At 61.3% G+C, this 22,332-nt stretch carries 20 protein-coding genes; 12 read left to right on the top strand and 8 right to left on the bottom strand.

All coding sequences use genetic code 11. The features are described from left to right. Positions 1-19: 19 nt before the first annotated feature. Positions 20-1,393: a M23 family metallopeptidase gene (locus tag R3C98_RS00335; protein ID WP_371312112.1), complete on the bottom strand. Its 1,374-nt coding sequence runs from the start codon at positions 1,391-1,393 to the stop codon at positions 20-22. A 320-nt stretch (positions 1,394-1,713) separates the two neighbouring features. On the opposite strand from R3C98_RS00335, the gene R3C98_RS00330 reads away from it, so the two are divergent. The 8 genes from R3C98_RS00330 to mnmA all read left to right on the top strand — a co-directional run bounded on the left by R3C98_RS00330 (position 1,714) and on the right by mnmA (position 9,242). After that, on the top strand, positions 1,714-4,935 hold the full coding sequence (locus R3C98_RS00330) for a YdbH domain-containing protein (RefSeq protein ID WP_371312111.1): 3,222 nt from the start codon (positions 1,714-1,716) through the stop codon (positions 4,933-4,935). 77 nt (positions 4,936-5,012) lie between these two features. Then, on the top strand, positions 5,013-5,198 hold the full coding sequence (locus R3C98_RS00325) for a YnbE family lipoprotein (RefSeq protein WP_371312110.1): 186 nt from the start codon (positions 5,013-5,015) through the stop codon (positions 5,196-5,198). A 19-nt stretch (positions 5,199-5,217) separates the two neighbouring features. Continuing rightward, the gene (locus tag R3C98_RS00320) at positions 5,218-5,565 is read left to right on the top strand and encodes a YdbL family protein (protein WP_371312109.1); all 348 of its coding nucleotides are present in this window, start codon (positions 5,218-5,220) and stop codon (positions 5,563-5,565) included. Positions 5,566-5,608: 43 nt separating this feature from the next. Then, positions 5,609-5,848 (top strand): hypothetical protein, encoded by a 240-nt coding sequence (locus R3C98_RS00315; protein ID WP_371312108.1) that lies wholly within the window; start codon positions 5,609-5,611, stop codon positions 5,846-5,848. A gap of 102 nt (positions 5,849-5,950) precedes the next feature. Beyond that, complete coding sequence (locus tag R3C98_RS00310) at positions 5,951-6,598, top strand: histidine phosphotransferase family protein (protein ID WP_371312107.1); 648 nt, start codon at positions 5,951-5,953, stop codon at positions 6,596-6,598. 86 nt (positions 6,599-6,684) lie between these two features. Next, the gene (locus R3C98_RS00305) at positions 6,685-7,050 is read left to right on the top strand and encodes a PleD family two-component system response regulator (RefSeq protein ID WP_371312106.1); all 366 of its coding nucleotides are present in this window, start codon (positions 6,685-6,687) and stop codon (positions 7,048-7,050) included. A 69-nt stretch (positions 7,051-7,119) separates the two neighbouring features. Next, positions 7,120-7,965: a protein-glutamate O-methyltransferase CheR gene (locus R3C98_RS00300; RefSeq protein ID WP_371312105.1), complete on the top strand. Its 846-nt coding sequence runs from the start codon at positions 7,120-7,122 to the stop codon at positions 7,963-7,965. Between the two features lie 92 nt (positions 7,966-8,057). After that, positions 8,058-9,242: a tRNA 2-thiouridine(34) synthase MnmA gene (gene mnmA, locus R3C98_RS00295; protein ID WP_371312104.1), complete on the top strand. Its 1,185-nt coding sequence runs from the start codon at positions 8,058-8,060 to the stop codon at positions 9,240-9,242. A 7-nt stretch (positions 9,243-9,249) separates the two neighbouring features. Here the strand turns inward: mnmA and R3C98_RS00290 are convergent, their stop codons facing one another. The 5 genes from R3C98_RS00290 to R3C98_RS00270 form a co-directional block, all read right to left on the bottom strand. Continuing rightward, positions 9,250-9,981: an autoinducer binding domain-containing protein gene (locus R3C98_RS00290; RefSeq protein WP_371312103.1), complete on the bottom strand. Its 732-nt coding sequence runs from the start codon at positions 9,979-9,981 to the stop codon at positions 9,250-9,252. Positions 9,982-10,054: 73 nt separating this feature from the next. Continuing rightward, positions 10,055-11,131 carry a mitochondrial fission ELM1 family protein gene (locus tag R3C98_RS00285; RefSeq protein ID WP_371312102.1) on the bottom strand — a complete coding sequence of 359 codons (1,077 nt, stop codon included), beginning with the start codon at positions 11,129-11,131 and terminating at the stop codon, positions 10,055-10,057. After that, entirely contained in the window at positions 11,132-11,605 is a 474-nt protein-coding gene (greA, locus tag R3C98_RS00280) for a transcription elongation factor GreA (protein WP_371312100.1), read from the bottom strand. It abuts the gene before it with no gap. Between the two features lie 67 nt (positions 11,606-11,672). After that, complete coding sequence (gene carB, locus R3C98_RS00275) at positions 11,673-14,936, bottom strand: carbamoyl-phosphate synthase large subunit (protein ID WP_371312099.1); 3,264 nt, start codon at positions 14,934-14,936, stop codon at positions 11,673-11,675. 206 nt (positions 14,937-15,142) lie between these two features. After that, positions 15,143-15,880, bottom strand: coding sequence for an MBL fold metallo-hydrolase (locus R3C98_RS00270; protein WP_371312098.1), 738 nt, complete (start codon positions 15,878-15,880; stop codon positions 15,143-15,145). A gap of 122 nt (positions 15,881-16,002) precedes the next feature. On the opposite strand from R3C98_RS00270, the gene R3C98_RS00265 reads away from it, so the two are divergent. Together R3C98_RS00265 and R3C98_RS00260 are read left to right on the top strand one after the other, a co-directional pair. Next, positions 16,003-16,974, top strand: a complete 972-nt coding sequence (locus tag R3C98_RS00265; RefSeq protein ID WP_371312097.1) for a M48 family metallopeptidase — start codon at positions 16,003-16,005, stop codon at positions 16,972-16,974. Between the two features lie 225 nt (positions 16,975-17,199). Beyond that, entirely contained in the window at positions 17,200-17,787 is a 588-nt protein-coding gene (locus tag R3C98_RS00260; RefSeq protein WP_371312096.1) for a TetR family transcriptional regulator, read from the top strand. Here R3C98_RS00260 and R3C98_RS00255 read toward each other — a convergent pair. Both R3C98_RS00255 and carA read right to left on the bottom strand, forming a co-directional pair. Continuing rightward, a complete protein-coding gene (locus tag R3C98_RS00255; RefSeq protein WP_371312095.1) occupies positions 17,784-18,455 on the bottom strand; it encodes a 2OG-Fe(II) oxygenase in 672 nt (223 codons plus the stop codon). The two genes, R3C98_RS00260 and R3C98_RS00255, sit on opposite strands and share 4 nt — an antisense overlap. Positions 18,456-18,482: 27 nt before the next feature. Continuing rightward, on the bottom strand, positions 18,483-19,670 hold the full coding sequence (gene carA, locus R3C98_RS00250; RefSeq protein WP_371312094.1) for a glutamine-hydrolyzing carbamoyl-phosphate synthase small subunit: 1,188 nt from the start codon (positions 19,668-19,670) through the stop codon (positions 18,483-18,485). Positions 19,671-19,804: 134 nt separating this feature from the next. Here carA and R3C98_RS00245 point away from each other — a divergent pair, with 134 nt between their 5' ends. Both R3C98_RS00245 and dnaG read left to right on the top strand, forming a co-directional pair. Further along, positions 19,805-20,302 (top strand): GatB/YqeY domain-containing protein, encoded by a 498-nt coding sequence (locus tag R3C98_RS00245; protein WP_371312093.1) that lies wholly within the window; start codon positions 19,805-19,807, stop codon positions 20,300-20,302. Positions 20,303-20,410: 108 nt separating this feature from the next. Continuing rightward, positions 20,411-22,291, top strand: a complete 1,881-nt coding sequence (dnaG, locus tag R3C98_RS00240; protein WP_371312092.1) for a DNA primase — start codon at positions 20,411-20,413, stop codon at positions 22,289-22,291. Positions 22,292-22,332 lie beyond the last annotated feature (41 nt).

Genomic DNA, 22,332 nt, shown 5'->3' with positions numbered 1-22,332 from the left:
CCTGTTTTGCTGCCGCGCCTCAGGGGGAGGGCGGGTTCATCGGCAGCGAGACGCTCAGCAGGGCGGCGCCCTGTTCGGCGCGGATCTCGTCGATGCCGTCGCGGGCTTTGAGGAATTCGTCCATCATCAGCGGTGTTTCGGCGAGCTTGCGGCCGGTCGGCAGCTTCAGCTTCATCGCATTCACCGGCTGGCCATTGATATACACCTCATAGTGCAGGTGTGGTCCGGTGGAGGCGCCTGTCGATCCGACATAGCCAATGATTTCACCCTGGCGCACACGGCGGCCTTTGCGCAGGCCGCGGGCATAGCGCGAGAGGTGCGCATAGGCGGTTTTGTAGCCATTGGCGTGGCGCACGATGATGTAGTTGCCATAGCCGCCGCGGCGGGCCGCCCATTCGACGGTGCCGTTACCGGCTGCATAAACAGGAGTGCCGGTCGGGGCGGCAAAGTCGGTGCCTTTATGCAGGCGGGTGTAGCCGGAAATCGGGTGGACCCGGTTGCCGAAAGAAGACGACAGGCGGGCGCCGTTGATCGGCGTCTTCATCAGGAATTTCGTGGCGCTCTCGCCGTTGAAATCGAAGTAGTCGGTCTCGCCATCGTCGGACGGGGTGAAGCGGTAGAAGCTGCGCGTCAGCGCCTGTCCGTTGAGGGCGGCGTAGATCAGGTTGCCCGTCTTAACAGGGTGCCCGGCCTCATCGGTGTACGTTTCGTACACCATCTCGAATGAGTCGCCGGGATGAATTTCCCTCTGGAAATCAACGTCATAGGCAAAGACTGAGGCGAAATCGACGACCTGCTGGTCGCCAGCGCCCAGACCCAGCGCCGTTTCGTAGATCGAGGTCTCTATCGGCGCGCCGACACGGTGATAATGCGGGATCAGGCGGGCGTTGAGGGTTGCGGCAGTCCATTCGCCATCTGCGCTGCGCTTGATGAACAGGTTCCGGCCGGCCTCAGCCTTCACATTGAGGGCGCTGAGGTGGCCGTCATCGAGGAAGACTTCGGCTTCGAGCCCCGGCAGCAGGCGCCGCGGATCGATCAGCTCATTGTCATAAAGGGTCTGCAACGCGCTGGCCGCCTCATTTGCTGGGGCGCCGAGGCGTTGGACAAGGCCGGTCAGCGTTTCGCGGCGGGCAAGCTTGCCGGCCGCAGTCTGCAGCGGGGCGGCAGGCGGCTGGAAGTCGGTGGCCGTCAGCAGGGTCGCGGCAAGCGGCGGCGGAGCGGGGGCGGCTTCAGCGGCGCCCGGCCCGTTCTGGCCGTTCGGCCCGGTGATCAGCAGGCCCGCAAGCGCCGATCCGGTGCCCAGGACAACAAGCGCCATAAGGCTCTTCATGCCGTGTGACAGCGTCCGGCGCACGGGCGCCTGGGATTCGGTCGTTTGTTGAGTGTCTTGCATGTGCAAGCCCCTGCATATTGTTCGCCACCCTGGCATCCTGCCTGCAAATCCCGTGCAGACGGACGTTTATTCGCCAAATTGTTATCGCCTATGCCTATTAAGGCTTTTGAAACACGGTCGGAAAGGAATTCCCCTTTCAGGCAAGATTCTAATTTCCACAGCGAGCCGGACGCAAGCCGGATGAGTCAGTGACGCAGGCAGATGACGGAGATTTTAGCAAAACGGCCCGCAAGGCGCCATCGGCGCGTGCGCGCAGGGCACGCCGCGTCCTGGCCGCGACCGTTCTGCTGGTTCTTGTCGGTTGCGTCCTGGGTTGGACCATGCGGAAACCGATTGCCCGGCAGCTGCTGGCCGATTGGTGCGTTGGGCGGGAATTGGCTTGTTCGGCCAAAATCGATGAACTGGGCTTCGGCGGTGTTGCAATCAGCAATCTGGTCGTAACAGGACAGGGTCAGACGGCATTCGAAGCGCCCGCGGCGCGGATCCAATTGGCCTGGCCGGGTTTGTTTTCCCCGCAGGTTACTGCAGTCGAACTGGACGCTCCTGTGGTTTACGGGGCTCTCGCGGATGGAAAGCTCGGCTTCCACGGGCTCGAGCGGCTGGCATCGACCCGTGGCGGCGGTGGTGGCGGCGTCTTTCCGGCGCTCGACATTCGCGATGGACGTGTCCTGATCGGCACGAGCGCCGGTGAGGTAGGCGCCAGTGTTTCCGCCAGCGGCGTGTTTCCCAAGAACGCCTCAGCCTCAATCACGCTCGACCCGGCGAGCCTTGATGAAGCGCAAGGATACCTGCGCTGGTCTGGCGGTGTGGCGGAGGTCACAGCCCGCAATGGACAGCTTGAAGGACGGCTGAACCTCAACATTGAAGAAATGCGAACTGACGAGGTGACCGTTTCGGATGCAGACCTGGAGGCCAGTCTCGAGTCAGGCCTCGGCAAGGATGCACCCGCCCGGCTCGTCTGGGAGGGACGGGTGACCGAAGCGTCCGGCGCGGAATTCGCGCTTGCTGCCCTTCAGACCAGCGGTCATGCGAAACTGGACCAGATGGCTGGCATGTCAGTCGACGAATTGCTTGCGGCATTGACTGAAGCAGACATGGAGCTGGAATTCGGCCCATCGCGCTGGCGCGGTTATTCTGCCGGTAATGCCAAAATCGAAGCGTCCCTGCTCAAGACTGATGACGCCATCGCCGGACCTTCAGCAATCTCATTGACCGATGTATCGATTCCTCAGGGCCAGGCCGGATCTTTCACGGCTGCCGGAGACGTCTCCTGGAAAGAAGAGGAGGGTGGGCGTTTCTCCGGGCTTGTGTCCACCTCCAGCGCGTCGCTGACGGAAGATTTCTCGGACAGCCTGCTCAGCCGCGTGAAGCTGCCGTCTCCTCTGTCAGCGCACGGAGATCGCCTGAGGGCCGTGTTTGCCCGGGCACTCTCCGAGTTTGGTGCCGAGGCGCGGGTGAGTGCAGCCGTCCGCGAAGGGGAAGTTGCCCTTGATGCGCAAGACGCCGGTACGCTGACCGCAGCAAGCGGGCTTGCCCTGTCGGTGTCTTCACAGCGGACGGGGGAGCCGTGGTTCAGCTTGCGTGGTGGGATGACATCCATTGGCGGTAAACTCTCCCTGGAGGGGGGTGGAGGACCGAAGCTGACGGCGGACCTCAATTCACTTGGCTTTGGAAGCAGTGGCCTGGTGATGGATGCGCGGGCTGTCTACCTGTCGTCCTGGTCCGTAAACGGAACACGTTTTGGCATGGATCTTTCGTCCCTGAAGGTCAGTTCCAAACCGGACGATCTCAGCGTGAATGCGGGAGGGGTTGTCTCACTGTCAGGGCCTGTCTTTGGCATAGAACTTTCAGACTCCCGGCTGAGCGGCGCCATCCAGGTGATCAGCGGGGAGGAGGGGCTTCGTGTCGAACCGATAAACGAGCCGTGTCTCCGGTTTGACACGCAAGGCGTCAAGCTGGGCGGTGTGATGTTCCAGCCGAACAAGCTGAACCTTTGCCCGCGCAGGGGCGCCTTCATGAAGCCTGGCAACGGGAGCCCGTCCGGGACGGCGTCTCTGGGCGACGTATCCTGGCCGTTCGAGTCGAAGTCGGTGACCGGCGAACTGAACCTGAAGAGCGCAGTGGTGGATTGGTCCGTACGCAAGGGATTCACCTTGTCGCTTTCCTCGCCTGATCTCGACTTGCCGATGGATATCGGAGACCGGGCATTGTCGATTGATTCCGAAAGCCCACGTGTCCGCCTTGTGACGGCCAGGGGCAAAGCGCCTGCACTTGCTGCCACACTTGGCGATACCGTGTTTGGCGGAACGCTGATCCCTGCAAAAGTGACCGCGAAGGAAATCAGCTTTGATGGCGAGATCGGATCTGGCGGCCTTTCGGGAGATCTTGCGGGTGAGTCGGTCCTGATCCGGGATTTCCGCGATGACCCGGTCTACCAGCCGCTGGTTTCTGACCTGACGGCGCGCATGCACGAGTGGCAGCTGGCGCTCAGCGGCCCATTGCGCCTGAAATCCAGTGGTGTGACGGTTGGCGAAATCACGTCGGACATCAATGTGCTGACACTTGATGGCACGGCGCGAGTGGCGACGCGCGCGCTGGAATTCAAGAAAGGCGGACTGCAGCCGGTGATGCTGTCGGAGCGTCTGCGGGGTGTGTACACGGATGCAGTTGGCCAGATGCAAGCGGCGTCCGACGTCGTGATCGATGGCGGACGGCTTGCGGGCACAGCCGATGTCTCGGTCTCCGACTTCGGGTTTCAGACCACGCGCCTCGGGCGGGTCGAGAACGTGAACGGACAAGTCCATTTTGCGGACCTTTTCACATTGTCGACCGACCCGACCCAGGTGTTGACGGTTGGTGGCATGAACCCCGGCATCCCGCTGCGTGACGGGCGGATCGTGTTTGCCTTCTCCGGGGGAAGTATATTCGCTGTGGAATCTGCTGCCTTTCCATTCGCTGGAGGCGCGCTGGCACTTGATCCGTTCGACTGGACGCTTGGGGCGGATGCACAGCATGTCGAAGTTACCGCGGACGCGATTGATCTTGCTGAACTCGTCAGTATCCTGAAGCTCGCGAAGATCGAAGCGGAAGGAACGGTGTCCGGCCGCTTTCCGATCGATGTCGAGCGAACCAAAGTCCTGATCCGCGATGCGCGCCTGTTCGCAGACGATGGTGGCGGACGGGTCGCCTATCTGGGCGACGCCGCAGATTCTGCAGCCCAGTCTGACGCGAATGTCCGCCTGGCATTCGAGGCGCTGAAGGATTTCGACTTCACTGTGCTGGAAGTCGGGCTGGACGGCGACGTCGCCGATCGTGTGAAAATCACGCTGAAGCTGGCAGGCAAGAGCCGGAATGACATCACATACGGGTCGAATGCCCATATCGTGAAGGGGCAGCCATTCGAGTTCAACATCGCTGTGGATTCAGCTCTGGCGGAACTCTTCCGGTCCAGCCAGTTCTACACCAACCAGCAGAAGCTGACCGATTTCGTGGTTGAGGAAGTGCTGACGGATCGCGGTCTCAAAATCCAGAAAGATGAATAGGGAACAACCATGTCCTTGATTGACGTTAAGCCGCGTCATGGCATGGTACCGCCAGATCCAAGGAGGCCAGTACGCCCATGACTTTTCGAAACATGCTCCTTGCCGGCGCCGGATTTTCGATCCTGGTCGCCTGTACGCACACGATAAAGATTGAACCGTCCGACAAGCCGATCAAGATTGATCTCAATATCACGCAGGAAGTGCGCATCATTCTCGACAAGGAAGTCGAGGACCTGATCGCGGACAACCCGGACCTGTTCTAGCGAAGAGAGGAGAAATAACATGACATCCCTTCGCACGATTGCTGCCGCATCCGTTTTCGCCATTGCGTCCTTCGCGTTGGCGCCTGTCGCTTTTGCGGGTGACCCCGTAATCGACGCTGCCATTGATGCGGGTCAGGTGGGTGAGACCATCGACGGCCTGCTTGGCGTTGTCGGCACGGCGGACCCGGCGCTGGTCCGCAAGGTCAACGAGATCAACAACCGCCGCGCGGCCAAATATGCCGAAGTGGCCGCCGAGACCGGCACGACTCCGGCTCAGGTCGCCCGCCTGACGGGCGAGAAGCAGATCGATAAGCTGGATCCCGGCGAATACTACATGGACCAGACAGGCGCCTGGAAACGCAAGTGAGATCGTGACTTGCCTGGCCCGGCTGCAGCTCTAGGGTGAGGCCATGTCCCGTAGAGCCATTGCCGTTATATTTGCCTGTATCGCTGTTCTGGCAGTTGTGCTTGCAGTCATGCCACGTTTCTGGATGGGGGGAAGCGACGGGATCAGCGGGCATGGCTGGGCCGCCGATATCATCGGTGCCGTGCTGACCGTTGGCCTGTCTGGCGGCTTGTTTTTCCTCACATTCTACTCAGCTCGACATGGGCATGACGATATCGATCGCCCGGACGATCCATCCGTGTGAACTGCACGGCTGTGACGGTATCTTCACGCAGCTTTGATTGACACAAACGGCGGAGCACCCAATCCTGCCGCCGTTGTCACACTATTTTCTACAGGGCTGACCATGTCATCGATCGATCCTGCACGCTTGTCTGCGTACATTGCGTCGCGCATCTGCCACGACCTTGTTTCGCCGATCTCCTCGGTCACAAATGCTCTCGACCTGATGGACGAGCCAGGCGACCATGAAATGAAGGCGCAGGCTGAAGCCCTGCTGCATGACGGTGCCGAAAAGGCCGCGGCGCGGATTCAGTTCCTGCGCTACGCCTTCGGCTCCATCGGCCTGAACGCCGGTGCCGCGGACATCCACGAGGCCCGTAAAATCACGGAAGCTTTCGTCAACAGTCACAAGCCCAGCATTGAGTGGGACCTGCAGGCGGATCATCTGAGTTTCTCTCATGTGCGTCTGATGATGAATTTCGTCATGATGGCAGTCGAATCCCTGCCGCGGGGCGGGGTGGTGAGTGTCCGCATCCGCAGTGAAGCGGGCGGCCTCACGATCACGCTGACGGCGAAGGGAGACCGGGCCCGCCTCAAGGAGGAAATCACAGCCGCAATCGAGGGAACCGATCCGGCCGAAGGATGGCGGGCCGAGAACATCCAGCCGCTGTTCGCCAAAATGATTTGCGATGGCCTTGAAGGTGAGTTTACCGCCAAGGCGAGTGACGGCCAGGTGATCTTGATGGCCACGGGTTTGCGCGCCGAAGGCTGAGCTTGCTCGCCCGGCGGGTGCCGAAAGATTTTATTAAGACACTTCGGCGAGCGTCCGGAGTTGATGTTCCAGTGGGGAAACGGTTCATGAAAACGTGCCTGATTGTCGACGATTCCCGCGTGGTGCGGAAGGTTGCGGCTCGCATTATCAAGGACCTGCGCTTCGAAGTGATCGAAGCAGGTGATGGCGCTGAAGCCCTGGAAATTTGCCGCAAGCAGATGCCGGACGCAGTCCTTTTGGACTGGAACATGCCGGTCATGAACGGCCTGGACTTCCTGCGCGCCCTGCGCAGGGAAGAGGACGGCAAAAAGCCGGTTGTCATGTTCTGCTCAATCGAGAATGATGCAGAACATGTCGGCGAGGCGCTCAGATCCGGTGCCGACGAGTTTATTATGAAGCCGTTCGACGCTGAAATTCTGGAAAGCAAGTTCGCCGAAGTCGGCCTGATCTAAGTATTTCTTAACAATCCTTGCTGTACCGGTAACTTTTGCAGGCGCATCAGTCCGGGACCGGAGCCAATTATGCAGGATGGGGTTTTCAACGAATTGGCAGACTTGGCCCTGAAAGGGTCTGGTCAGGCGATTCCGCGATCGAAATCCTATCTGATCGAAGCCCGTCTGGCCCCGATTGCGCGTCGCGAGGGCTTCGGCTCGCTCGACGATCTGGTCCACTGCCTGAAATCACGCGCCAATCCGGTCTTCGCGGCCGAATGTGCGGCAGCGCTTGTTTCGAAGGATACCTGGTTCTTCCGGGAGCGGGAAACGCTTCACCGGCTGGTCCACGACATACTGCCCATGCGGCTGAAGGCCGGCAATTCGGGGCGTCTGAAAATCTGGATCGCTGGTGGCTCGACCGGCCAGGAAGCCTATTCGCTGGCGATGCTGCTGGAAGATGACCTGCCGGCTTCGCTGAGCGGCGCCAAGATCGAGATCCTTTCCACTGATCTGTGCAAGTCAGCCACGGAACGGGCCCGTTCCGGCCGGTATGGGCATTACGAAGTCCAGAAGGGCCTGTCGATCCACCGCCTGATGGAACACTTTACCCGTACCGACAGCGGCCAGTGGGAAATTTCCGAAGACCTGCGCAGCAAGGTCAGCTTCCGCCAGCACAATCTGCTCGAAAGCGCGGGCGGCCTTGGCAAGTTCGACGTCATCCTGTGCCGGAATGTACTGTCCGGCATGGACCGATCGGCCCGCAGCCGTGTCGCGGATTCGCTTGCCGCTCAGCTGTTGCCGGGCGGGCTGGTCATACTGGGGCAGGGCGAGAGCCTGATCGGACTGACCAACCAGCTGGAACCGTCGCGCGACTACCGCGGCACCTGGGTCGCTGCCTCTGGCAGTGCAAAATCGGCCACCTCCGCGGCCTGAGCAGGTCCGGCCCTTCACCTTTCGTCATCTTGCCTCTATATGCGCGCCTCAACCTTGGCTGCTCCGGGCCTTGAACCCGGCGGGAGTGAGAGATGACCGATACACACACGGCTGCCTGGACAGGCGGCGTCAATTCCCTTGGATTCGCGAAAGCGCCGGCTGACACGCGCGTGGTCGCCGCCATGTCTGGCGGGGTCGACAGTTCTGTCGTGGCCGCCATGCTCAAAGCCGAAGGCTATGATGTGATCGGAATCACGCTGCAGCTGTACGATCATGGTGCCGCCATCGAGAAGAAGGGGGCCTGCTGTGCCGGGCAGGACATCCACGATGCGCGGAACGTCGCCGACATGATCGGCATTCCGCACTATGTGCTGGACTACGAGTCGAAGTTCCGCGAGCAGGTGATGGAGGATTTTGCCGACACCTACCTCGCCGGATCGACGCCGATCCCCTGCATTCGCTGCAACCAGACGGTCAAATTCTCTGACCTCCTGAAAACGGCGAAAGATCTCGGTGCCGATTGCCTCGCCACAGGACACTATATCCGCCGTACGGATGGAGCAGAGGGGCCGGAACTGCACCGCGCGGCCGATGCCTCGCGTGACCAGTCCTATTTCCTGTTCGCGACAACACGCGAGCAGCTGGACTTCCTGCGCTTTCCGCTGGGCGGCTTGCCGAAGACCGAAGTGCGCGAGCTGGCTGACCGGTTCAATCTGCCGGTGGCATCGAAGCCGGACAGCCAGGACATCTGCTTCGTGCCCGAGGGCTCCTACGCGAATGTCGTCGAGAAACTCCGCCCCGGTGCCGGGCGGGGTGGCGAAATCGTGCATCTCGACGGACGCGTGTTGGGCGAGCACAATGGCGTGATTCATTACACGATTGGTCAGCGCCGGGGCCTCGGAGTCGCGACCGGGGACCCCCTCTTTGTTGTGAAGATCGACGCGCCGAACCGCCGTGTTATCGTCGGCCCGCGTGAAGCTCTGATGACGTCCGGCCTGTTGCTGGAGGAGCTGAACTGGATCGGTACGGGAAGCCTTGAGGCGGCGGCTGACGCCGGCGCATCCGTGCTCGTCCGTGTGCGGTCCACGCGTCCACCCGTGCCCGCTCGATTGGGTTGGCATGACGGTACGCCCGTGATCTGGTTCGATCAGCCGGAAGAAGGTGTCGCGCGCGGACAGGCAGCGGTGCTGTATGATCCGAATGGCGGCACGCGGATTCTCGGCGGCGGGTTTATCCTGAAAGCCATCCCGGCGGATGACCGCGTTGCCGCAGCCTGACAGGCTGTCAGTCGACCATGCCGAGCGCAATGCCCCGGAGTGCGGCTGACACGCGGTCGTTTACATCGAGCTTCTCAAAGCAGCGCCGGATATAGGTCTCGACCGTATTGCGTGACAAATCTAGCACTTCGGCAATTTGCGAATTGGTACGGCCACGCGCGACCCAGCGCAGGATTTCGCGCTCACGGGCAGACAGGTTCGTGCCATTCGGAAGGTCCTTTAGCAGAAGGCGGCAATAGGCGAGATGGCCCATCTGCGCCGCCGCCTGCAGTTCCAGAACTTCATCCGCAGGCGGGCGTTCCGACTGGCCAAAGCCGAGCGCGGCATATCCGTTGCGTCCAGCCGGGCCGAAAAGCGGAATACCTATACCTTCGCCCATATTCTGCGCAGTGGCGCGCTGAAGGTAGTGACGCTCTTCGGGCGTCAGATTTGGAAGTTGCGAGGCTTCTGTCCAGAAATATGGGCGAGTGAAATTTACGGCTCTGCGGGCTAGCGGATCGCATAGATGCAGCTTTTCCGCGAGATAGGTTTCCCGCCATGCTTCCGGATAGCCGAATTCTCCAACCCGGATCTGCCCATCGAAATCATGAGCACCAACCGGCGGGTAATGGATGTAGCTGGCCATCACGACATGGGTTGCTTCGAAATAATTCGCTGATGCAACGCGGAGGTCCAGGAAGTTTGCCGCATCACGGCAACCCCGGAAAAACTGGCGCAGTGGCTCGATGTCGCGTGCCATCCCGTGTCCCCAAATTCAGGGACATATGGCCTCAGGCGGATTCAAAACGCAAGAAAAAGCGGACCGTGAGCAATCAGCTCAACCAATCGGGTGCTGCCACCATGTCCGCTTGTCCCATATCGGGCTGCGGATAGCGCTCCAGCAGTTTGTCGACAATGGCATCGGCGACCCGGTCTGCTTCGCGCAGGGGAGCATACGCCCACGTCTCCAGTGTGCCGTCAAACCAGCGTGCCGCACCGTGCGCAATCAGGCTTTCGTGCAGTTTGTCGAATTTTTCGGATCGCCCTTCCAGCTTTGCAATATGCAGGGGCAGGCCATGCCAGGTGGCGTCTGAAAGCATATTGGCGCTGTCTTCCGTGACGATGGCGACATCGGAGAAGGTGAGCCAGGCGATATATGGGTTCGGGCCATCTTCCGTACCCGACCAGAATTTTGCACCAATCTCGTCGGCCAACCGGCGGAACCGCGCCCGTATCGGATCGGGCGTGCGGCGCGACGCCGTCATTCTCAGCCGCCAGCCTTTTCCGGCAAGTTCGCGCAACTGGGCGTCGAGCCGGTCGGCTGCCGCTTCCGTAAATGTGTGGGCTTTGCTGTTGCCGCCCAGGATGACGATCGCGCTTTTGCCGCGTTCGTCAGCGAGATCGGCAAATGCCTGCGCCGCCTCTTCAATCGCATGCGGAGAGAAATAGGAGGGGGACCCTACTGTCTGGATCACGTTCGGACCCGTCACGCCATCATGCTTGGGTGTCACGAGCAGGTCGAAATTGTCTGGCGGAATACGTGGATCGAGAATCTGGACGGTCAGTGTACGCCCGCCGGACCATTCCCGCACGGCGCGTGTGAAGGCGGCCGAGCGTCGGCCAGCGGCGATCCAGACGGTGGGCCAAGGCGCCTGCAAAAGCGTGCGCTGATCTGCAGGCAGGGCAGACAGCGGGGAGGGCCAGTTGTCAGCCGGCAACCAGGTCCACGGTATACGGGGGGTCAGGATGATCGGATCGGACCGGTGGGCTTCCCCCGGAATATGGCCGATCTTCATCCAGCGGCGCGTCTCGCCCAATGCCTGGACGACAGCGCGCACTTGAGCGGCGTTGCCTGCGCGGCCGTCAGAGACCGCCCAGACTGAGGGTCCGAGCGATCCCGGCCCGGACACTTACCGGTACTCGACTTTGATGATTTCGTAGGCGCGGGCCCCTGCGGGGGCAGCGACCTCGGCTTCGTCGCCCTCTTCCTTGCCAATCAGGGCACGGGCAATCGGGGAAGAGATCGAAATCTTGCCCTCCTTCACGTTCGCCTCGTCGTCGCCGACGATCTTGTAGGAGGCCTCCTCTTCGGAATCGACGTCGATCAGGGAAACGGTGGCGCCGAAGCGGATCTTGCCGCCGGTCAGCTTGGAAACATCAATCACGTCCGCGCGGGCGAGCTTGTCGTCCAGTTCGCTGATACGGCCTTCGATGAAGCTCTGCTTCTCCTTGGCGGCATGGTACTCGGCGTTTTCCGACAGGTCGCCATGTGCGCGTGCTTCAGAAATCGCCGCGATGATGTTCGGGCGCTCAACCGATTTGAGGTTTTTAAGCTCAGCTTGAAGCGCAGCATGGCCTTCTGCGGTCATGGGGATGCGTTCCATAGGGGGTCACCTCTGTAATTGGGCGAAAATCGTTGTCGCAAATGTGAACGTCGTCAAGTGGGCGTTATCACGCTGATTGCAAGGCGCGCACGGAGATTTCCCGGGACTTCATGCTGGTTATCGCTTGAACTGAAGCGATGGATGCAGCCAGCGTGGTGTAATAGGGGATCTTGCGGGCCACTGCTGTGCGGCGGATCGAGGCGCTGTCTGCAATGGATGTTGCGCCTTCCGTCGTGTTGAAGACCAGCTGGATGTCCCCATTGATCATGGCATCGACAATGTGCGGCTGGCCCTCATTCACCTTGTTGATCGTCCGGACTGGCAAACCTTCTTCTTCGAGATGTGCTGCCGTGCCTGACGTAGCGACAAGGGTGAAACCGAGCTCAACCAGATCGCGTGCCGCTTCTGTGACGCCCTTCTTGTCCGAATCCTTCACCGAGATGAAGACTGCCCCTTCAGACGGCAGGATGACGCCACAGCCCATCTGGCTCTTCAGGAACGCGGTGCCGAAATCATCATCCCAGCCCATGACTTCGCCGGTTGAGCGCATCTCGGGGCCGAGTTGCGGATCGACACCGGGGAAACGGGCAAACGGGAAGACGGCTTCCTTCACGGCCACGCGGCGGGGGTGAGCATGCGTCAGGTCGAATTCGGTCAGCTTCTCGCCGGCCATGACTTTCGCCGCGATGCCGGCAATCGGTGCACCGACAGCCTTGGCGACGAACGGAACCGTCCGGCTGGCGCGCGGGTTGGCTTCCAGTACGTAGATCTCGTCATCTTTCACGGCAAACTGGATGTTGATCAGGCCACGTACCTTCAGTTCACGGGCAAGCGCAACTGCCTGCTCGGCGAGGCGGCCCTGCAGGGCAGGTGAGAGTGTGAAGGGTGGCAGGGCGCAGGCGGAGTCGCCGGAGTGCACGCCGGCTTCCTCGATATGTTCCATGATACCGGCGACATGGACGTTTTCGCCATCGCAGATCGCATCGACGTCTACCTCGGTCGCATCCGACAGGTAACGGTCGATAAACAATGAGGCATCGCCGGAAACCTGAAGCGCTTCGGCGGCGAACTTGCGCAGGTCGTCGTCATCGCGTGCAATTTCCATTGCGCGGCCGCCGAGCACGAAGCTTGGGCGCAGCATGACCGGATAGCCGATCTCGTTGGCTTTGACCTGCGCTTCGTCAACGCTGCGGGCAGTGCGTGAGGGCGCCTGCTGAATGCCGAGCTTGTCGAGCAGGGCCGCGAATTGCTCGCGGTCTTCGGCAAGGTCGATGGACGCAGGGCTGGTGCCAAGGATCGGGATGTTTTGCTGGTGCAGCGGATTGGCGAGCTTCAGCGGGGTCTGGCCGCCGAACTGGACAATCACGCCACGCAAGTGGCCGGCGCCGCTTTCCTTGCTGATGATTTCGAGCACGTGCTCGTCTGTCAGCGGCTCGAAATACAGGCGGTCAGACGTATCATAGTCCGTGGACACCGTTTCCGGGTTGCAATTGACCATGATCGACTCGACGCCGAGGTCTTCCATTGCAAACGCCGCATGGCAGCAGCAATAATCGAACTCGATGCCCTGGCCGATCCGGTTCGGGCCGCCGCCGAGGATCACGACTTTTTCCCGTGCGGTGGGCAGGGATTCACAGTCCGGCTTGTCCTGGCCGAACAGCGGATGCTCGTAAGTCGAGTAGAGGTAAGGCGTCTTGGCCGCGAACTCTGCAGCGCAGGTGTCGATGCGCTTGTAGACCGGGCGGACATCCAGGGCGTGGCGATGGTCGCGCACGGCCTGTTCTGTCGTGCCGGTCAGTTCGGCGAGGCGTTTGTCGGAAAAGCCCATCGCCTTGATGTCCGTCAGCGCGTAGGCGTCGTCCGGCAAGCCTTGCGAACGGATCTTGTTTTCCTCGGCCACGATTTCCTCGAACTGGCGCAGGAACCATTTGTCGATCGAGGTGATGGCGTAGATCTCGTCCACGCTGAGGCCGGAACGGAAGGCCTGGGCAACAACGCGCAGGCGATCAGGCGATTGGACCGCCAGGGCTGCGCGCAGTTTGGTCTCGTCTTCGAATTCCAGCTCGTTCAGACCCGTCAGGCCGGTCTCCAGCGAGTTCAGCGCCTTCTGGAAGCTTTCCTTGAAGTTCCGGCCGATGGCCATGGCTTCGCCCACCGACTTCATCGCAGTGGTCAGGACCGGTTCGGTGCCCTTGTACTTCTCGAACGCGAAGCGTGGGATCTTCGTGACGACATAGTCGATGGTCGGCTCGAAGGAGGCTGGCGTCACGCCGGTGATGTCGTTGTCCAACTCGTCCAGCGTGTAGCCGACGGCGAGCTTTGCCGCGATCTTGGCAATCGGGAAGCCGGTTGCCTTGGAGGCAAGGGCCGAGGAGCGCGACACGCGCGGGTTCATCTCGATAACGACCAGACGGCCGTCGGCCGGGTTCACGGCAAACTGCACGTTCGAGCCGCCCGTTTCCACGCCGATCTCACGCAGCACGGCGATCGAGGCGTTCCGCATCACCTGGTATTCCTTGTCGGTGAGCGTCAGGGCAGGGGCAACGGTGATGGAGTCGCCGGTGTGGACGCCCATCGGGTCGATGTTCTCGATGGAACAGATGATGATGGCATTGTCCGCCGTGTCGCGGACGACCTCCATTTCATACTCTTTCCAACCGAGCAGGCTCTCATCGATGAGGATCTGCGCATTTGGGGAGGCTGCGAGACCAGAGCGGCAGATCTCTTCATATTCCTCGACATTGTACGCTACGCCACCGCCGGTCCCGCCGAGCGTGAAGGCGGGGCGGATGATGGCTGGCAGGCCAACGGTCTCCAGCGCGTCCATGGCGCGCTTCAGGCCGGTGATGCGGTCATACTTGCCTTTTTCATCGCGCGGCGACGACACGATCGTTGCGCGCGGGTTTTCCAGGCCGATCCGGTCCATGGCTTCACGGAAGAGGGCGCGGTCTTCCGCCATTTCGATGGCTTCGGCTCGCGCGCCGATCAGCTCCACGCCATGCTTTTCAAGAATGCCTGCATAGTGCAGGTCCAGTGCGCAGTTCAGCGCCGTTTGGCCGCCCATCGTGGGCAGCAGGGCGTCCGGCTTCTCCGCTTCGATGATCTTCTCGACGACTTCCGGCGTGATCGGTTCGATATAGGTGGCGTCGGCCAGCTCCGGATCGGTCATGATCGTTGCCGGGTTCGAGTTTACGAGGATGACGCGGTAGCCTTCATCCTTGAGAGCTTTCACCGCCTGAACGCCGGAATAGTCGAATTCGCAAGCCTGGCCGATGATGATGGGACCGGCGCCGATAACGAGAATAGAGCTGATATCTGTGCGCTTTGGCATGGGCCCTAACTCCTCGCGGTCAAACGGCTGCGTCATAGCAGAGTCGGAGGCTTGGGCAAGGTGAATGCACGCAGAATGTCTGCGAGCGCTGCAGTAATTTGGTCGATGTCACTTCCGGACACGATCCGGAAGCGGCGCTCTCAGGCGGGATTGTGATCTGTTCCCACTCGGCATTGCAATGAATTCGGGGAGCGAGCCCGGCCGGGTCAGCTCCAGCGCTTGGAAAGCTTCTGGCTCATCTCGTCCGGCGCCTGCTTCTCGGTGCCTTGGTATCCCGTTACCTCGTCGGCCACGAATGGATTGTCCTGCCGCTCCTGTCCGAAGGTGGAAAGAGGGCCGTGACCGGGCACGAACCGCATCTGGGGTCCGAGCGGCCAGAGCTTGCCGGTGATCGAGTCGACCAGCTGTTGCTGGTTCCCACGCGGGAAGTCTGTCCGTCCGACAGAACCGCGGAACAGGACATCGCCAACGAATGCCAGCGCGCCCTCCTGCGAGTAGATCACGACATGGCCCGGTGTGTGGCCGGGCGTATGCACGACACCGAACTTGTTGCCGGCCAGCTCCAGAACGTCGCCATCATGCAGGTAGCGGTCAGGCGTCACATTCTTCCCGTCCTTGATGCCGTATTTTGCGCCCTGGGTCTCGATCTCGTCGAGCAGCCACTGGTCATCTTCGTGCGGGCCGATGACCGGACATCCGGTCCGCTCCGCAACGGCAGCCGCAGCCCCGGCATGGTCCATGTGGCCGTGCGTCAGCCAGACAGCCACGATCTTCACGCCGAACTGTTCGGCGGCGCCCATCAGCTTGTCCACTTCGCCGCCTGGATCGATGAACACGCCTTCCATGGTCTCGGTCGACCAGATCATGGACGTGTTCTGCTGGAGGGGCGTGACCGGGATGATCCGGATCTCGAGCTTCGGCTGGTTGGCGGGTGTCTCAGTCATGATCGCTACATAGTCTGTCCGGCGGTGAACGCAAAGCGTGTCGCAGGCGCTTTTCCTGCCGGGAGCTCTCCGCTAACACTCGTCAGGCACTCAGGACGGTGATGAGGAAGGCTATATTGCGCATGCCGACGCAGCCTGGCGGGATGTATCGCGGAGGAGGGGGAATTGCGCGTTTACTACGCAGCCGCTTCGGCCTCCTGCTGATCGCGGCCTTCGGCCTGTTCCTGTACTGGCAGATGAACCAGAAGCCTGTGCCGTTTTCCGGCCGCAAGCAGCTGAACACCGTCTCCATCGAGCAGGAAGTGAAGCTCGGACAGCAATCCTACCTGCAGATCCTGAACCAGGAACAGAGCCAAGGGAATGCGGTGCTGTGTGCCGATGGTGCCTGTGCAGGTGACGAGGCCGCGTTGACCGCGACCGTGCGTGAAATTGGGGCACGCCTTCAGGCAGCGGCGGTGGAGCTTGAGCAGGAATTACGGGATGATGGCTATGCTTTCACCCCGGTCGCCGACAAGTTCGACTGGACCTACTATGTCGTGCAGTCGGCCACGCCCAACGCATTCTGCCTGCCTGGCGGGTATGTGGCGGTCTATACCGGCATTCTGGACATCACCGGAAATTATGACGGACACCTCGGCATGGACGACCTTGCTGATCCGGACAAGCTGGCCGTCGTCATGGGGCACGAGATCGGCCACGCGCTGGCACATCATGGCGCTGAACGGATGAGCCAGCAGCAGGTGATGCAGATGGGGCAAATGGCGGTGGGCGTCTCCATGGGCGACATGGACCCTGCGCAGCAGCGCGCTGTCATGCAGGCCTTCGGTCTTGCTGCACAGGGTGGGATGCTGAAATTTTCGCGAGAGCATGAAACCGAGGCGGACAAAATCGGCCTCGATCTGCTGGTGCGGGCCTGTTACGACCCGCGCGAGGCGCCGGAACTCTGGCAGCGCATGGGCGCGATTGGCGCCGGGCAGAGACCGCCGGAATGGATGAGCACGCACCCCGCCAGCGAAACCCGGGCCGAGAATTTCCGTAAGTGGATGCCTGGCGCGATTGCCGAGTACGAAAGTCGTTGCGGCAAGTTACGGTAGAAGACACCGGGGGAAGGCTGCAGACCTCCAAACATAAAACTGCGCCCTTACCTTTGCAGGCGGGCGCAGTTCCTTGGCGTCCCGCGCTAGCCTGAGGCCAGTCCCACCCAGCTCGATACATACGCGGTTCCAAAAAAGGGCGCTGCGGGCAATGAAATACCTCGGAAGCGCTTTGAAATGTTACGTACCACTGGTATGATAGAGTAGCAACGAAAATAACGACCTATGCCTAGGCGAACTGCAGAACAGGCAGAAGCCACGCGAGCCGCCATTCTTGACGCGGCCCGGAAAAGATTTGCCGAAGACGGATTTAACGCCAGCATTGCAAACATCGTCGCCGATGCAGGCGTCACGAAGGGTGCGCTGTTTCACCACTTCCCCAGTAAACTGGATCTGTTCCGCGAAGTCTGGACGGACCTGCAGACCAGGATGGGGGAGGAGGCCCTTTCGGAAGCCCAAAAAATGAGTGGGGAGCACGATCCCTACATACAGTTCCTGACGGGAGCCCGGGTCTATCTCAATTGGGCCGCGCGCCCGGAATATTTCAAGATCGTCCTCTATGAAGGCCCCGTCGTGCTTGGACTCCAGGGGGGGTACGAATCCAATCGCGATCTTGGCCAGGGCAATGTGCACCGGGCGATGGAAGCACTGGCGGAACGGGGGCGCATCGACCCCAGCCGCGTGAATTCCTATGCGGTGCTGGTACAATCCGCCCTGAACGGTGCGGGGTTTGCCCTGGCAGAAGGCGTTGATGGGCTGACACCCGACGAGGTTTACGAGGCCTTCGAGATCATGATCCGGAGCTTGAGCTAGGCCAGAGGATCGATCTGTCCCTGAATGGAAGGGTTCACGCGCCACCAGGCGGCAATGCCGAAACGTGACGCCTGTGTCACTTCGACAGCATGCGGAACGGTTTCCGAGAGCATGAATACGACACCCGCACGTTCCGGCAGGATGCGTGCGGCGGGTTCTGCCGTCTCGTCCGCGCCTTCGGGCCAGACCACAAGCGCGCCACCGTTTTCCCCGGTCCAGTCCTCGTTGAGGTACACAACCAGCGACACGACCCGGTTGCGCGCGCCTTCAAAACTGTCGAGATGGCGGTCATAGAATTCCCCCGGCTGGTAGACAGCGAAGCAGGCCTCGAATTCAAAGAGACCGATCATCAGGCCCCGGTTGAGCGCCTGCCGCAGCTGCTCTGTCCACAGCAGGAAACCTGCCTGCGCCGGCGTTGACCCATCCATCCAGGCAATCCGGGATTTGCGGATTGTCCGGTCGAGCTGGAAGTCTGTTTCCCTGCCGATCCCCGCTGGCGCCAGATCGCCTTCCGCATTCGCAGCGAGGACTTCTGCACGCAGCGCGGCGTACAACTCGTCCGGCAACATCTGCGGTTGCCAGCTCCAGCCCTTGGAAGAGAGATCGCCCAATATCGCGCCCAGACGGTTGTCGCCGGGCAGGGGCACCTCAGAGGCAATGGCCGTCATGGCCGTAAACTTTCAAAAAGGGTCGGACTACTTTCCGGCCCGGTGTTGGTCCATCAGGTCCGCGAAGCGTTTGAACAGGTAGAAGCTGTCCTGCGGGCCGGGGCTGGCTTCAGGGTGATGCTGAACGGAGATGATCGGACGGTCCTTCACGGCGAGGCCGGAATTCGTGCCGTCGAACAGGGAGCGGTGGCTTTCTTCCACGCCGGCCGGCAGGCTCGCCGGGTCGACCGTGAAGCCGTGGTTCATGGAAACGATCTCGACCTTGCCGGTAGACAGATCCTTCACCGGGTGGTTCGCGCCATGGTGTCCCTGGGCCATTTTCATCGTCTTCGCACCAAGGGCCAGCGCAAGAAGCTGGTGGCCGAGGCAGATGCCAAGGATCGGAAGGCCGCTGTCGATAACCGCGCGGATCATGTCGCCGGACCGTTTGATGGTCGCTGCCGGGTCGCCCGGGCCGTTGGAGAACACGACGCCGTCCGGTTTGTGCGAGGCGATTTCGTCAAACGAGGCATCGCCATTCACGACCGTCGCGCGAATGCCGACATTGGCGAGGTTGCGCAGGATGTTCTTTTTCACGCCGAAATCGACCACGACAACGTGGAAAGCCGGGGTATCTAGGTGGCCGTATCCGGTTTCGGGGTTCCAGAGACTTTCAGAATTATCGAATTCGGCGCCGGTATCGACGTCTGCGGCCAGGTCAGCTGTTTCGAGGCCTTCCCAGGCGCGGGCGGCCTCGATCAGGGCGTCGAGATCGATATTTCCGTTCGGCTGGTGGCAGATCGCGGCCTTTTGCATGCCTTTTTCACGGATGAGGCGGGTGATGGCCCGCGTGTCGACGCCGGAAAGCCCCACGATGCCGCGTTTCTGCAGCCATGATTCGAAGGTTTCAGTAGATCGCCAGTTCGAAGGCGCCGTGATCGGCTCGCGGAAAATGGCGCCCCGGGCCGCGTGAGATCCTGCTTCCGAGGACTCTTCATGGTCCTCGTCATTGGTCCCGACATTACCGATATGGGGGAATGTGAACAGGATGATCTGGGAGGCGTAGGAGGGGTCTGTCAGGATCTCCTGATAGCCCGTAATCGCTGTATTAAAACACAATTCTCCGATTCGAGTGCCTTCCGCGCCGGTGCCGTGACCCAGAAACACTGTGCCATCAGCGAGGGCGATCGCTCCCGTGGCTGATGTAGCCGCTTGAGTTTTGGCCAAGTAGGACATATTTGTCACACCTCCCGGGCGCCGCGTAGGGTCTCGTTAACCCAGCCGCATGAAGTTCGACCGGTGTATTGGGGCGGAGTCTCTGCGGCGTCAAGCGAGTGATGCGGCAGGGCTTATGAGAGGCAAAACGCGGCATGGGCCGAGAAGATACGAGTGGATTGATGTCGCTTAAGGCGCGCATTGGGAATGCCCTCAAATCAGAGACTGAAAAGGGCCAGCCCGGCGTGCGCCTGGCGACGCTGCGCCTGATCGATTGCGCGGTACGTGACCGGGATGTGTGTGCCCGTGGCCGCGGTGCCGGTGAAGGCTGCCCGGAGGCGGATGTACGCCGCGTGCTGGAGACCATGGTTGCCCAGCGCGAAGTCGCTGCCCGCGAGCATGAAGATGCCGGCCGGCTCGAAGAAGCCATCCGCGAGCGCGAGGAAATCGAGATCATCCAGCAATTCCTGCCGGTTCCCCTGCAGGGCAAGGCGCTGGATTCGGCCGTGGAAGAGATTGTGACCGACCTTGGCGCCTCCAAACTCAAGGACCTTGGCCGCTGCATGAGCGCCCTCAAGGAACGCTATCCCGGCATGATCGAGTCCGGTGCCGCCGGCAAAGCCGTCCGCAAGGCGCTGTCGCGCGCCAGCTGACCAGAGCGATATAAATTCCATTGGGCCCTGCAGTGCCGGGCCCTCTTTTCATGGATGAACATGAAAAGGCGCGTTTCCCCGGAGGCGGGAACGCGGTAATCTAATTGTATGGCGCTACCTTCCATCCGCATTCCTGACGGCTTCGTAGAGGAGCTGAAGGCCCGTATCCGGCCTTCGGACGTGATCGGCCGCAAGGTGAAGCTGACCAAGAAGGGCAAGGAATGGGTCGGGCTGTCGCCCTTCACCAATGAGAAATCGCCCAGTTTCTACGTCAACGACCAGAAGCGCATCTTCAAGGATTTCTCCTCCGGCATTGGCGGCGACGTCATCAGCTTCGTCATGGAGACTGAGCGGCTGACCTTCATGGAAGCTGTTGAAAAGCTGGCGGAAGAGGCGGGCATGCAGCTGCCCAAGGCCAGCCCACAGGCTGCGGAGGAATATGATCACCGTAAACGCCTTCAGGCAGTCTGCGAAGCGGCGACGACTTATTTCGAAGACAGGCTCCAGTCGGGCGAAGGCGCAGCCGCAAGGACCTATCTGGAAGGGCGGGGGCTTCGGCCAGCCGCGTGGAAACGTCATCGGCTGGGCTATTCTCCGGATGACTGGCGCAAGACGATCGATCACCTGAAATCTGAAGGGTTCTCGACCAAGGAGATCCTTGAGGCAGGGCTTGCCAAGGAAAGCGACCGGGGCGGGGAGCCGTACGACGCGTTCCGTGGACGACTGATGTTCCCCATCGCCGATGTGCGCGGCGGGATCATTGCCTTCGGGGGCAGGGCGCTGCAGGCGGATGCAAAGCCGAAATACCTGAACTCCGGCGACACGCCGCTCTTCCACAAATCGCGGGTGCTTTACCGCTACAAGACGGCGCGCGAGGCATTGGGTGGCGGCGAAGGCGGCGGCCTGATCGTCTGTGAAGGCTATATGGACGCCATCGCGCTCGCTGAAGCGGGCTTCGGCACATCTGTTGCCCCGCTTGGTACAGCGCTGACCGAAGACCAGCTGAACCTGATCTGGAAGGCGGGGCCGGAGCCAGTCCTTTGCTTTGACGGTGACCGTGCCGGACTTGGCGCGGCCTATCGCGCGATCGACCGCGCACTCCCGCATGTCGAACCGGGGCGTTCGCTGTTCTTCGTCCTGCTGCCGGACGGCATGGATCCGGACGACCTGATCCGGGCCCGTGGGCCCGGTGCCATGTCAGATGCCCTGGATGGCCGGATTGCCATGTCCGAACTGCTTTGGCTGCGTGAACGGGATTCCGAGCCGCTGGATACGCCGGAACGTCAGGCCGGCCTTGAGGCGCGCCTCATGGCGGCGGCGGCGCAGATCCAGCACCCCGGCGTCCGCGCCGCCTATGAGCGCGATCTGAAATCCCGCATGCGGGACCATTTCTGGCAAATCCGCCAAGCCAGCCGCAGCAAGGGAAAAGGCAGTGGCGACTACAGGAAGCGGCCCGGAACGGGACAGTTTCCCGCGTCAGGAGAGCAGGGGCAGGTAGAGCTGAAAGGCGGTGCGCCGGCCAAACTGCGCGGCCTGGGGCAGGTCGTGCGCGCGGTCGATACGCCGGAACTGCTGGACCTGGGCGCCGAAACCCTTGCCGCAGCCGCCTTTGCCGATCCCGATGTCAGCCTCATGCGCGATGCGGTGCTGGATTTCGCACATGCAGGAAAACCTATTGACCGCGGGACATTGAGCGCCCATTTAGCGGAAGCAGGGAACATGCGCGCTGCCAGTCTGCTCAACGAATATCCCAACACGCCTCCGATAGCGGTCGACGGACCCGAGGCACGGGAATGGCTCATAGCCCTCGAGCAATACATGGTTGCAGGTCGTTCCGTCGAGCAGGACGCCGACGCTGGCACGGATGATGCTGGCGCGGATGCTACGTCGTCGCCATCAGCCTGGCGGCGCAAGCACCAGCTCGTCGCGGAACGAAGGGCTTTGAGAGCCCGCATGAACGAGGCAGCAGGAAAAGTCGGCGAGAGCTGAAAAGGCGCGAAAACTTTGAGACGTATGGCGGGATGAGCGCG

Origin of the sequence: Hyphomonas sp., assembly GCF_041398465.1 — a bacterium.
In the GTDB taxonomy this organism is placed as follows: domain Bacteria; phylum Pseudomonadota; class Alphaproteobacteria; order Caulobacterales; family Hyphomonadaceae; genus Hyphomonas.
This window is presented reverse-complemented; position numbering and strand designations above follow the sequence as displayed.

Excerpts from the sequence above, each read along its gene's own strand:
- R3C98_RS00335 (WP_371312112.1), bottom strand. The coding sequence starts at position 1,393 with ATGCAAGACACTCAACAAACGACCGAATCCCAGGCGCCCGTGCGCCGG.
- R3C98_RS00330 (WP_371312111.1), top strand. The coding sequence starts at position 1,714 with ATGCGGAAACCGATTGCCCGGCAGCTGCTGGCCGATTGGTGCGTTGGG.
- R3C98_RS00325 (WP_371312110.1), top strand. The coding sequence starts at position 5,013 with ATGACTTTTCGAAACATGCTCCTTGCCGGCGCCGGATTTTCGATCCTG.
- R3C98_RS00320 (WP_371312109.1), top strand. The coding sequence starts at position 5,218 with ATGACATCCCTTCGCACGATTGCTGCCGCATCCGTTTTCGCCATTGCG.
- R3C98_RS00315 (WP_371312108.1), top strand. The coding sequence starts at position 5,609 with ATGTCCCGTAGAGCCATTGCCGTTATATTTGCCTGTATCGCTGTTCTG.
- R3C98_RS00310 (WP_371312107.1), top strand. The coding sequence starts at position 5,951 with ATGTCATCGATCGATCCTGCACGCTTGTCTGCGTACATTGCGTCGCGC.
- R3C98_RS00305 (WP_371312106.1), top strand. The coding sequence starts at position 6,685 with ATGAAAACGTGCCTGATTGTCGACGATTCCCGCGTGGTGCGGAAGGTT.
- R3C98_RS00300 (WP_371312105.1), top strand. The coding sequence starts at position 7,120 with ATGCAGGATGGGGTTTTCAACGAATTGGCAGACTTGGCCCTGAAAGGG.
- mnmA (WP_371312104.1), top strand. The coding sequence starts at position 8,058 with ATGACCGATACACACACGGCTGCCTGGACAGGCGGCGTCAATTCCCTT.
- R3C98_RS00290 (WP_371312103.1), bottom strand. The coding sequence starts at position 9,981 with ATGGCACGCGACATCGAGCCACTGCGCCAGTTTTTCCGGGGTTGCCGT.
- greA (WP_371312100.1), bottom strand. The coding sequence starts at position 11,605 with ATGGAACGCATCCCCATGACCGCAGAAGGCCATGCTGCGCTTCAAGCT.
- carB (WP_371312099.1), bottom strand. The coding sequence starts at position 14,936 with ATGCCAAAGCGCACAGATATCAGCTCTATTCTCGTTATCGGCGCCGGT.
- R3C98_RS00270 (WP_371312098.1), bottom strand. The coding sequence starts at position 15,880 with ATGACTGAGACACCCGCCAACCAGCCGAAGCTCGAGATCCGGATCATC.
- R3C98_RS00265 (WP_371312097.1), top strand. The coding sequence starts at position 16,003 with ATGCCGACGCAGCCTGGCGGGATGTATCGCGGAGGAGGGGGAATTGCG.
- R3C98_RS00260 (WP_371312096.1), top strand. The coding sequence starts at position 17,200 with ATGCCTAGGCGAACTGCAGAACAGGCAGAAGCCACGCGAGCCGCCATT.
- R3C98_RS00255 (WP_371312095.1), bottom strand. The coding sequence starts at position 18,455 with ATGACGGCCATTGCCTCTGAGGTGCCCCTGCCCGGCGACAACCGTCTG.
- carA (WP_371312094.1), bottom strand. The coding sequence starts at position 19,670 with ATGTCCTACTTGGCCAAAACTCAAGCGGCTACATCAGCCACGGGAGCG.
- R3C98_RS00245 (WP_371312093.1), top strand. The coding sequence starts at position 19,805 with ATGGGCCGAGAAGATACGAGTGGATTGATGTCGCTTAAGGCGCGCATT.
- dnaG (WP_371312092.1), top strand. The coding sequence starts at position 20,411 with ATGGCGCTACCTTCCATCCGCATTCCTGACGGCTTCGTAGAGGAGCTG.